Source organism: Alkalibacter saccharofermentans DSM 14828 (assembly GCF_900128885.1).
In the GTDB taxonomy this organism is placed as follows: Bacteria; Bacillota; Clostridia; order Eubacteriales; family Alkalibacteraceae; genus Alkalibacter; species Alkalibacter saccharofermentans.
On the sequence record NZ_FQTU01000003.1, the window covers coordinates 54,386 to 66,139 of the forward strand.

9 protein-coding genes are annotated in these 11,754 nt (G+C 37.1%); all 9 read left to right on the forward strand.

Translation table 11 applies throughout. The features are described from left to right. Nucleotides 1–876, forward strand: a complete 876-nt coding sequence (locus BUB93_RS03215; RefSeq protein WP_073269640.1) for a sugar phosphate isomerase/epimerase family protein — start codon at nucleotides 1–3, stop codon at nucleotides 874–876. Between the two features lie 16 nt (nucleotides 877–892). Continuing rightward, nucleotides 893–1,651 carry a sugar phosphate isomerase/epimerase family protein gene (locus tag BUB93_RS03220; RefSeq protein WP_073269641.1) on the forward strand — a complete coding sequence of 253 codons (759 nt, stop codon included), beginning with the start codon at nucleotides 893–895 and terminating at the stop codon, nucleotides 1,649–1,651. 86 nt (nucleotides 1,652–1,737) lie between these two features. Beyond that, entirely contained in the window at nucleotides 1,738–2,757 is a 1,020-nt protein-coding gene (locus tag BUB93_RS03225) for a Gfo/Idh/MocA family protein (protein WP_073269642.1), read from the forward strand. Between the two features lie 240 nt (nucleotides 2,758–2,997). Beyond that, nucleotides 2,998–5,454, forward strand: coding sequence for a glycoside hydrolase family 3 N-terminal domain-containing protein (locus BUB93_RS03230; RefSeq protein ID WP_073269643.1), 2,457 nt, complete (start codon nucleotides 2,998–3,000; stop codon nucleotides 5,452–5,454). Nucleotides 5,455–5,467: 13 nt separating this feature from the next. Continuing rightward, nucleotides 5,468–6,904 carry an MFS transporter gene (locus BUB93_RS03235; RefSeq protein ID WP_073269644.1) on the forward strand — a complete coding sequence of 479 codons (1,437 nt, stop codon included), beginning with the start codon at nucleotides 5,468–5,470 and terminating at the stop codon, nucleotides 6,902–6,904. A 58-nt stretch (nucleotides 6,905–6,962) separates the two neighbouring features. Then, nucleotides 6,963–8,450, forward strand: coding sequence for a sulfatase family protein (locus BUB93_RS03240; protein WP_073269645.1), 1,488 nt, complete (start codon nucleotides 6,963–6,965; stop codon nucleotides 8,448–8,450). Nucleotides 8,451–8,576: 126 nt separating this feature from the next. Then, entirely contained in the window at nucleotides 8,577–9,752 is a 1,176-nt protein-coding gene (locus BUB93_RS03245) for an ROK family transcriptional regulator (RefSeq protein WP_073269646.1), read from the forward strand. 116 nt (nucleotides 9,753–9,868) lie between these two features. Beyond that, on the forward strand, nucleotides 9,869–11,026 hold the full coding sequence (locus tag BUB93_RS03250) for a 6-phosphofructokinase (RefSeq protein ID WP_073269647.1): 1,158 nt from the start codon (nucleotides 9,869–9,871) through the stop codon (nucleotides 11,024–11,026). After that, nucleotides 11,023–11,745 carry a sulfite exporter TauE/SafE family protein gene (locus BUB93_RS03255; protein ID WP_073269648.1) on the forward strand — a complete coding sequence of 241 codons (723 nt, stop codon included), beginning with the start codon at nucleotides 11,023–11,025 and terminating at the stop codon, nucleotides 11,743–11,745. Before BUB93_RS03250 ends, BUB93_RS03255 begins: the two co-directional genes overlap by 4 nt. Nucleotides 11,746–11,754 lie beyond the last annotated feature (9 nt).

Sequence of the window (11,754 nt, forward strand, 5' to 3'; positions counted from 1 at the left end):
ATGAGGATAGGATTTCATACTAACAGCCTTAGTTGGCAAGGTTTAAAAGACATCGACGATATGGCTTCCTGGGCTATCGCAAATGGATTGAAAGATATGGAGGTCGGTCCGGCAATCGCCTTGGATGAAGAAAAATTTTTTAAAATAAAAGAAGAAGGTAACATTGATATCACAACTTTGATATATTGCAGAAATTTTTTAGACACCGACGAATTAACAGCTAAAGATCATCAGAAAAACTTAATTGAAAGAATAGAAGCAGCAGGAAGACTTGGCATCGAAAAGGTGGTTTGTAGCACCGGAGTTACTTCTGATGCTTTTTACGGGATGAGATATAACCCGGAAAATAGCTTAGAGGCAGTAGTAGAACTTTTTAAAAGTTTTTTAGAAGTTGCTGAAAAAAACAATGTAAAACTTGCGATTGAGAACTGTCCTATGATGGGGAATATAGCTATATCGCCATATATGTGGGAATTATTGTTTGAACGGATAGACAGCGACAAGCTTGGTCTTGCGTACGATCCTTCTCACATGATTTGGCAAATGATGGATCCATATGATCCTATTAAAGAGTTTGGACAAAAGATCTTTCACGTTCATGGCAAAGATACAGAAATATTAAGATCAAATATGAACAGAATAGGGATTCTTCATAACATCACAGAAGAGACTAAGTTTTATGAGCATCAATGGTGGAGACATAGATTGCCTGGTTTAGGAGAGGTGGATTGGCGAAGAGTGGCAGCCAACCTTGAAGAAATAGGATATGAAGGGACTATAAGCATCGAACATGAAGATCCGGTTTGGGAAGGAAGCCTGGATAAAGTCCAAACAGGGATACTTAAGGCAAAAAAACATATAGAACAATATATTTAAACGAGGAGGAAGGTTTATGCATATAGGATGTCACGCGGTTTTATTTAAGGATAGAATAAAAACTGACACAGAGGGATTGATTAAAGACCTTAAAAGTACAGGGTTTGAAGGATCAGAAATTGGATCACGTTTTTTTGGAACTGAAGACAAGGCTGGCTTGATAAAAATACTGGATAAGTTTAAATATCAAATGTCTGCGATGCATGTTGTTGGCGAGCTAAATGATTTTTGCGATGCTGAGAAAACAAGAATATTGAGAAATCGCATTATGACAGTAGCCGAATTTGTAAAAGATATGCCAAATAAAAATATTATGTTTTCGGGGATAGATCAGGAAGGAATAAGAGATTTTAAAAGCATGGCGCTAAGCATTGACAGCATAGCTAAAGAATGCGCTGATATAGGAGTTGCATTAAATTATCACAACCACAACTGGGAATTTGAAAAGGACAGGCGCATATTTAATGCGTTGGCTGATCATGCGCCAAATCTCAAACTAGGGTTCGATCTTGGGTGGGTATATAAGACAGGCAATGACCCAATCGAACTCGTGAAAGAATACAGGGATAGAATAAATTACGTTCACCTAAGGGATTTGAATGATGAAAAAGAATTCGTTGAAATAGGCGAAGGTATCATGGATTTTAAGACGTTGATTCCGCTATTAAAAGAAGTGTTGGATGAAGATGGATGGGCTGTTGTGGAATACGAGGATGGAGAAGAAGATATCGAGCGCTACAAAAGAGCTTACGTATATATAAGCAAGTTATTTTAGAGAAAAAAGTTTAAGTGATGAATTTAGAAATACTCTGAAACAAATTGATAAACTTAGAGTACATCTTAAAGAACAGGAAGGTAGCAATGAGTAAATTAAGAGTAGGGATAATTGGATGTGGCCGAATATCGGTTGTTTATAAAGAAGCATTCAAAAAGTGTTCAGATGCGATTGATGTCACATTTGCTATGGATAAGATTATAGAACGAGCTGATGATTTTGCTAAAGATTTTGAAGGTTGCGTAAGTTCGGATTTGTTTGAAGATACTTTTGAACAAGAGTTGGATGTAGTGCATATATGTACGCCACATTTTTTACATAAAGAACAAGTTGTCAGTTGCTTAAATGCAGGGATAAATGTTCTAACCGAAAAACCTATGGCTATTAATATACCAGATGCTGAGATGATGATACGAGCAGCTAACAAATCGGGTAAAAAATTAGGAGTGATTTTTCAAAACAGATATATCGAAGGTGTAAAGATAGCTAAAGAACTCATAGATAAAGGGAAATTAGGTAACATAACAGGTGCTTGGTCCTTGCTTACTTGGTGGAGACCACCTTCATATTACGATTGCGATTGGAAAGGGACTTGGAGCGAAGAAGGCGGAGGAGTTTTGATAGACCAAGCTATTCACTCTATCGATCTAGTTCAATATCTAGTGGGCAGTGAGGTTGAATGGATTGAAGGGCACATCGCAAACAGAATACTTAAAAATGTAGAAGTTGAAGATGTTGCCGATGCCGCTATAAAATTTAAAAATGGATGCATATATAGTTTGTTTGCTACAAACTATTACACCAATAATGCTCCAGTTCAAATCGAGATTAAAGGTGAAAAAGGAACAATCAGTTTAAAAGGATTCGATGTAACAGTATGCATTGATGGAGAAAGAGACAGGTTCTATTCTCAAGACTCGAAAAGTGATGACGCTAAAGGTCATAACTACTGGGGGAATTATCATTTTGAACAGATTAGAGAGTTTTACGAAAGCACAATAAACGACAGCCCGGTTTTCATAAATGGGTCGGAAGGTAAAAAAGCGCTGAGCATAGTGCTGGGCGTATACGAATCGTCTAAAAAAACAAAAAAAATAAAGTTGTAAAAGTTTATTATTTCATATTGAAAAAATTAAAAAGACGTGCTATTATAGTTTCATAATGAAAATTACGTACTCTGAATGCAAACGATACACTGCTCTCTATAAGGCCATAGGCAACTGTTTAAGCTATAGAATTATTTAACAAGAAGAAAAACAAGCTGGTATTCAAGAATATAATTTCAAAATAAAACTTATCTGCCCGAGAACTTATGTGAAAAAAAATGATTGATAAGGAGAGTTGATATGCCAAAAGGATTACTTTACAAAGACAAGCACCAACCAAGCAATGTTAGGGTTGATGACCTTCTTTCCAAAATGACAATAGAAGAAAAAGTTGCACAGTTATGCAGCGACTTGCCAGTTAATTTCGTTGAAAACGGAGAACTTAATAATGAAGCCAAAATTAAATTTAAGGATGGACTGGGCAGGATAACACAATACAGTACACTGGGCCTTATATCAGCAAGTTCAATTGCTAAAACCAGCAATGATATACAGAGATTTTTTGTTGAAGAAACAAGGCTTGGAATACCTGTTATGTTACAAGGTGAAAACCTTTGCGGTTATCCTGGCGCAGGAGGAACATTATTTCCTTCACAAATCAATTTAGGTTCAACTTTCAAGCCTGAATTGGCTAAGGAAATGGCGGAAGTGATTTCAGAAGAAACAATGGCGGTAGGAATTAAACAGGCATTAAGTCCTGTAATCGATGTATCAAGAGATCCGCGTTGGGGCAGAACCTATGAAACTTATGGGGAAGACCCTTATCTGATTACGCAAATGGGCATCAACTATATTAAAGGGATGCAAAAGAATAAAACTCAAGGGGTTTTGGCAACCGCTAAACACTTTTTAGGATATTCAGAGACTCAAGGCGGATTAAACATGACAGCTACTAGGCTTTGTGACAGAGAGCTATACGAAGTTTTTGCAACTCCTTTTGAAGCGGCAATAAAAGAAGCTGATCTTGGGTCTGTTATGGCATCCTATTCTGATATTGACGGCATTCCAGTAGCTGCAAATAAAAAAATAGCTACCGGGCTTTTGCGAGATACGATGGGATTTGAAGGTGTATTAGTATCGGATGGGGCTGCGATACTTAAGATTTTTGACTATCATAAGATAGGCAAAACGTACCAAGAATCAGGGGTTTTGGCTTGCAGAGCCGGTTGTGATACTGAAATGCCAATAGGAAACGCGTATAGACACTTGCCGGAATACATAGGGAAAGGGATGCTCTCGTTAGAAAGATTAGACGAAGCGGTTAAGAGAGTTCTTAAAAGCAAGTTTGAGTATGGTCTTTTCGATAATCCATATGTCGATGAAAAGAAGATAAGTGTTTCTATGGCAAATGATAAAAAGTGGGAGCTTGTTGAACAAATAACAGAGGAATCAATCATACTTCTTAAAAACGACAATAAGCTCTTGCCAATTAAGAAAGGCAAAAAAATTGCAGTGATCGGCCCCCATGGTGGAAGCCTAAGGGAACCAATCAGCGGATATACATATCCGGCATATGTCGAGATGATGATCGCTGCCAACAATGAAGAAAGTGATATGGAAATTTCTTTCCAAGGAATGAGCGATGAAGCGAAAAAAGACAAGGCATCTAATAAAGATGAAAAACCCAAGAGTCCGTTTACTGTAGCAGTATTCAATAACGAAGAGATTGAAAGCTTAAAGGACATGGATTCAATTTATAAAGGACAATATAAGCAAAAGACTTTGGTGGAGTTTTTATCTCAGGAGTCAATTGTTTCATATGCTAAAGGATGCGATGTGATTGATGATTCTACTGATGGATTTGCTGAAGCGATTAAAGTAGCTCAAGAAAGTGAAGTCGTAGTAATGACGCTTGGAGGAAATTGTGGTTGGTTTGGAACAACAGGCGGAGAAGGAAAAGACAGATCCACACTAGAGCTTCCCGGAGTGCAGCAAAAACTTCTTGAAAAAATTGCGGCCACAGGCAAACCTATTGTTTTGGTGCTTTACGGACCAGGAATATTCTCAATCAATTGGTCTCTAGAGAAAGTGGACTCGATTATACAAGCGTGGCTTCCCGGTGCAAAAGGAGCAGAAGCAGTTGGAAAAGTAATATATGGAGATGCAAACCCAGGTGGAAAGCTACCGGTAAGCATACCGAGAAGCGTTGGTCATATACCATCAAACTACAATCACAGAACAGGAAGCGGCTATGGATCTTCAAAAGGAAACTTGGTTATGGGAACCGGCTATGTAGACTCGCCAGATACTCCGTTGCTGCCGTTTGGCTTCGGATTAAGCTATACATCATTTGAATTATATGATTTTGCACTAGAATCTAAAGAGGTTGATACGGATGGAACTATAGTGGCAACGTGCAAGGTCGAAAACACTGGAAAATTTGATGGAGATGAGGTGATACAGCTTTATTATTATTTCAAGGATGCTTGGGTTACGAGACCAATTAAGCAGCTAGGTGGTTTTAAGAGAATCAGTTTAAAAGCAGGAGAAATAAAAACACTTAAGTTTAATCTTGATGCTGCGCAGACAGGGTATTACAATGAAGAGATGGAATTTGTCGTAGAACCTGGTCGCCTGGACATCATGATTGGCACTAGCGCTGAGAGCATTAACTTTAAAGAGGAAATACTTCTAGTTGGAAACAAGGTGGACTTAACTGGCAAGAGAAAGTACACCTGCGATGTAAAAGTAATTTAAAGGGGAGAAGAAAATGGGATCAAAAACACTTGGAAGAGGAGAATCTTCTGAAAAAAACATTTGGCTTTATTCTACAGGAAATTTGGCAAATAATCTTATCTTTATGATGGTTGCAATGTACATCATGTATTACTATACAAATATATTGGGCATATCAGCTATGGCGGCAGGTGCGATTTTCATGGTTGCCAGACTGGTTGATGCATTTACAGATCCAATTATGGGTATGATTGTTGATAGAACCAATACAAAAATGGGTAAATATAGACCATTTATAATTTTTGGAGCGCCTTTTTTAGGGATAGCGCTAGTAATGCTTTTTACAACACCTAATCTTAGTGCTGGGGGAAAACTTGCATATGCTTATATTTCGTATATTTTTTATTCACTTACTTGGACATGTGTTCAGATACCGCAATTAGCACTGCCAATTATACTTTCTAACAGTATCGCACGACGTACAAGAGTACAAGCCGTATTCCAAACTTTAGGTGCAATTGGTGCTGTTGCAGTTCAGTCTGGAGCAATCTTGATGCTTGAAAGATTTGGCGGCCTTGACGATCCTGGTGCATGGACTACAGTAGCGATTATATTTGCAATAGTTTCAACAATACTATTTATATTATCGGCAATGTCTGTAAACAAGCTTGATGTGTATAATCCTAATTCAAGTGACAAGATGAAAAGAGATAAGATAACCATGCGCCAAAGGTTTAATGCTGTAGCGAAAAACAGAGCATTACTATGCGTATTGGTAGCATTTAGTACGGATATGTTTGCATTTCAAATAGCAAACTCTATGAGAATTTATTTCTTCCAGTACAATATGGGTGGAAGAATGGACTTAATGGTATATTTGGGATATGTTGGCTTGGTGGCATCATTAATCATGCTATTCGTTATAGGTCCATTTGCCAAGAAAATGGGTAAAAGAATCGGCATTATGGTAGTAGAATCAATATGTATAGTACTGGCCTTAGTGTTACTATTTGCAGCACCAAGGCAGAATGTGCCCTTGGTAATGATTTCACTTGTAGGAACCACTTTCCTATTCAGCTTTACAAACCTCTTAAGCCGTGCGGCAGTATTGGATTCTGCGAATTATGTTGAAGTAAGAGATGGTGTAGCAAATAATGCCTTAATCTCTTCAACTCTTACATTTATGAATAAAGTAGCTCAAGCCATTAGCGCTTTTTTCGCAGGAACCATCCTTACTTTTACTGGGTATAATGCAAGCCTGGCACAGCAATCCGATGGTACCTTGAGAACTATATTGTATCTTATGACATTGGTTCCAATTGCAGCATATATATTCTCTGTTGTAGGAATGTATTTTTATCCATTAAGTAAAAAAGGTGAAATAGAGTTAGAAGAACAGATAAGAAAAATTAGAGAAGAAGAGTATAGGTTGGAAGATGAAGCACGAGCACTGCTTTCAACAGATGTATAAGTAAAAACTAAGGAGAGAAGAAATTTCTCTCCTTGAATCATATTTTAAGGAGAATTCTATGAAAAAAAAGCCAAACATTGTCATAATAAATCCCGATCAGATGAGAGCAGATACTTTAGCTCATTTAGGCAACGAGGCAAGCATCACCCCAAACCTTGATGCCTTGGCAAAGGAAGGAGTGTCTTTTTCTAATGCATTCTGTCAAAATCCGGTGTGTACGCCCTCCAGATGCAGCTTCATGACCGGATGGTATCCTCATGTCAGGGGGCATAGGTCCATGGAATACATGCTCCATGATGATGAGCCTAATCTTTTAAGAAATCTTAAAAACAGTGGATACCATGTATGGTTAAATCAAAGAAATGATTTGTTTCCTGCACAATATCCTGAAAAATACGCAAAATACTGTGATACATATTTTAGGTTGCCAGAATCTCCGGATTCGCTTCCAAGAGATAACTGGAGGGGCGAAAAAGGTGAGTCCAACTACTATTCATTTTTTAGAGGAAAGGTGCCCCCACACAAAAACTTGGATAGGATTTGGACAGAAGGAGCAGTAGAATTCATACAGGAATATGATGAAGAGAAGCCGTTTTGCATATTTTTGCCATTGATGTTGCCGCACCCAGTTTATAAAGTAAGCGATCCCTTTTACAGTAATGTAAACAGGGACAAGATACAAAAAAGAATTTTGCCTCCGGATGGCTTCACGGGAAAACCTAAAATTGAGAAAGAATTAAACAAACTTTTCAACATGGACAGCTGGACAGAAGAGCAGTATAAAGAATTAAGAGCTGTTTATCTTGGTATGTGCAATGAAGTGGATTTTTTTACAGGAATGGTAATAGATGCATTAAAAGCTAAAGGAATATACGATAATACTGTCATATTTGTATTTAGCGATCACGGCGATTATACAGGTGATTATGGCCTGGTTGAAAAAGCACAAAATTGTTTCGAAGATTGTCTAACTAATGTTCCTTTTATAGTTAAGCTTCCTAAGGAAATGGGTAGAAGAAAAGGAATTAGTGACGAATTGGTTGAGCTAATAGATTTTTATGCCACGGTTGAAGAAATTGCAGATTTAGAAACTACCCACCAGCACTTTGGGAAGTCTTTGGTACCGTATTTGCAAAAAAATGAAGAAGAATTAAGAGATGCGGTTTTTTCTGAAGGAGGATTCAGAGTAGGAGAGTCTTATTGTAGCGAAACAGGCGGTCCAAATGGGTTGACAGAAGAAAATCTATACTACCCAAGGTTATCACTACAGTTATCTAATGAATTTACATATAACGGCAAAGCTGTGATGTGTAGGACCAAAGAGTACAAATATATAAAGAGATTGTATGAAGAAGACGAATTTTATGACTTGAGAAACGATCCAGAAGAAGTAAGCAATGTAATAAATGACGAAAATTATAAAGATGAAATATTAGTGTTAAAAGAAAGACTTCTAACACACTACTTAGATACATGTGACGTCGTTCCATTAAATAAAGATAAAAGAATGGATTCAGATTTTATTGAACTGCTTTATAAAAAATGATTTTGAATTCAAATCATTGAAACTGATTTGCTTTACAAACAAATTTTTGACATATATAATTTATAGTAGGCTTAAAGGGTATTAGCAATACACCACACAAGCTATTAAATAAAGAGGTGCACAAACATGCTTAAATTAGAAAACAAAGGCAAATCTCAAACCAAATCAAGAAATAAGATTAAAGTTTTTAATTATATATGGGAAAAAGAATCTGTTTCAAGGACGGACATAAGCAAAGAATTGAAAATATCAGCACCTTCAGTTACAAGAATCGTAAATTCGCTAATTAAAGATAAATTTATAAAAGAAGTTGGCTCAATTAAGACAAGTGTTGGAAGAAGTCCGGTTAAGCTAGAAGTGAATAAAAATGCCAGGTATATAATAGGTATAAGCATAACAAAGTCAAAAATACATATAGTTTTGACTAATCTGGGCAGAGAGATTTTGTACAAAGAAACCGAGAAGTTAAATATCTCTAAAGAGGAAGATTTGCTTCGGACAATTGAATCAAAAGTTGATAATTTGCTGGCTGATGCAAAAGTAGATTCCAAAAAAATTTTAGGAATAGGTGTCGCCACTACGGGTGTCGTAGATTTTGATAATGGAATAATAGAAGTTTGGCCGCCGGATAAGAGTATTAAGAATATAATGGTTAAGCAATACTTAGAGTCAAAATACAAAATATTCGTAAGGGTTGATAACAACATCAATGTTCTGCTATTTGGAGAGTATTGGTTTAAAGATCATTTGAATGGTGAAAGAGTCGAGGACTTAGTTTGCGTATTCTGCGGTGAGGGTGTTGGTTCCAGCATATTGATTAATGGACAAATAATAAGAGGGTATAATAATAATGCTGGCGAGATCGCTCATATGAAGATAGAACAAAACGGCAAGTTATGTACGTGCGGGCAGAATGGTTGTTTAGAGGCGTATATATCTATACCAAGCATGGAAAATGACTATAATAGACTGACCCTAAAGGCTGACTCTTTTGAGGAGATTTGCTTAAAAGCAAACCAAGATGATAAAATTGCAAAAAAAATACTGCATGAAGCACTTTCTAAATTAGCTATTGCCATAAGCAATATCAATGTTTTAATAAATCCTGAGATGCTTATAGTGTCAGGTGATATTTTTGAATACTTCGAAGAAGCGATGGAATATCTAAAATCGGAGGCAGAAAAAAACAATTTTAATGTTAAGCTAAATGAACTCAAATGGAGCAAAAAGCCACGAAGAGAGTTCATGATAGAATTTAATGCGACTGCGTTGATATATGAAGAAATCCTAAAGATAGACTAAAAAGATCACCCAGATCTTTTTTTAGTTTTATTTCATTTCATATTGAAATAAAATACCTTACATGCTATAATAATTTCATAATGAAAATAAAGTGTCGATAGCGAGGGAGAAAAAATATGAATTCAAATTTACTTGTTGTGCATGGAGGCGGTCCAACAGCTGTTATCAATTCTTCACTATATGGAGTGTTGGTTGAGGCCAAAAACCATAAAGAGATCAATAAAATATACGGGGCTGCAGGAGGCACTCAAGGAATACTGGATGAGAAGCTGTTGTTGCTTAGCGATCTTCCGCAGGAAGAAATAGAAAAGCTATTGCAGACACCTGCATCTGCCATTGGGACATCTAGGACGCCACTGTATGAAGAAGAATACGAAAAAATGGTAGAAGTCTTAAAAAAGTATAAAATCAAATATGTTTTATTCAATGGCGGCAACGGAACTATGGATACTTGCGGCAAGCTTTACGATAAAGCAAAAGAGCATGGGATAAGTGTCATAGGAATACCAAAGACTATTGACAATGACATATCTGTAACGGATCATTGTCCAGGCTTTGGTAGCGCAGCTAGATACATAGCCCAAACGGTTGCAGAGATAGGTCAAGATGTAAAATCCATGCCTATACATGTAAGTATCATTGAGGCCATGGGCAGAAATGCCGGATGGATTACTGCGGCTTCGGCATTGGCTAAAAAAAATGATGAAGATGCTCCACACCTTGTTTATTTGCCGGAATGTCCATTTAATGAAGAAAAATTTTTAGAAGACGTACAACGGATGCACGAAAGACATGGGGGTGTCGTAGTTGTAGCTAGCGAAGGGCTTAAGGACAAAGATGGAAACCCTATAGTGAAACCGATTTTTGAGTCTGAAAGAGCTGTTTATTTTGGAGATGTCAGCACGCATTTAGCTCAACTGGTAATTGAAAAGCTTGGTATCAAGGCTAGAAGCGAAAAGCCTGGAATCGCAGGAAGAGCGTCAATTTCATTGCAGTCCAAGGTTGACAGAGATGAAGCAGTGCAGGTAGGGAAAGAAGCTGTAAAGGCTGCTTTAGAAGGAAAGACCGGTGTGATGGTAGGATTTGAAAGGACTAAAAAAAATTATGAATGCAAAACCCTTTTAATACCCATAGAAGAAGTAATGCTAAATGAAAAAATAATGCCTAAAAACTTTATAAATGCTGAACAAAATGGCATAACAGAGGATTTTGTCAAATGGTGCAAACCCCTTATCGGTGAGGATTTACTGGAATTTGCATGGTTTAACAAGTGATTGAAGGAATCTTGTTTTTTCTCATCATACTGATTGGTGGGGTAATTCAATCATCTACGGGCTTCGGTTTTGCAATTTTTGCAATGAGCTTATTGCCGATAATAATGCCATTCAAAACTGCGGTGATAGCAGTACTATGTGCATCGATAGTCATGATGGTGAGTATTGTTATTAAACTTAGAAAAAGCATCAATTACAAATTGATGCTTTGGCCGGTGATCTCAGCGATGTTTGGAAGATGGATAGGCATAACGATACTGACAACAGCAGATGAAAAAATCTTGTTCAAGATGCTCGCAGTTATACTTATTGCATTTGCAGCTTACTTTACCGCATTTAGCGAAAGAACAACGATTAGCCCGGGCAGGAAAAACGGCATGATAGCAGGAACTATAAGCGGTGTTCTTGGAGGCTTAGCCAATGTAGGAGGCCCTCCCCTAGTAGCGTATTTCTATTCGGTTTGTGATGATAAAGAAGAATACATGGCATCTATACAGGCAACTTTTTTAATCAGTGGATTAAGCTCATTTGCAATGAACGCTGCATACGGCAACATAACTTTTGAAGTACTAAAACTTTCATTAATAGGTTCCGTTGCAATATTGATTGGCAGTTACATAGGCCTGAATATTTTCAAACTTATTAATCAAATAGTGTTAAGAAGACTTATCAACTCTTTCATGGTAATCATGGGAGTGATCATGTTAATAAAATATTAGAAAAGAGGA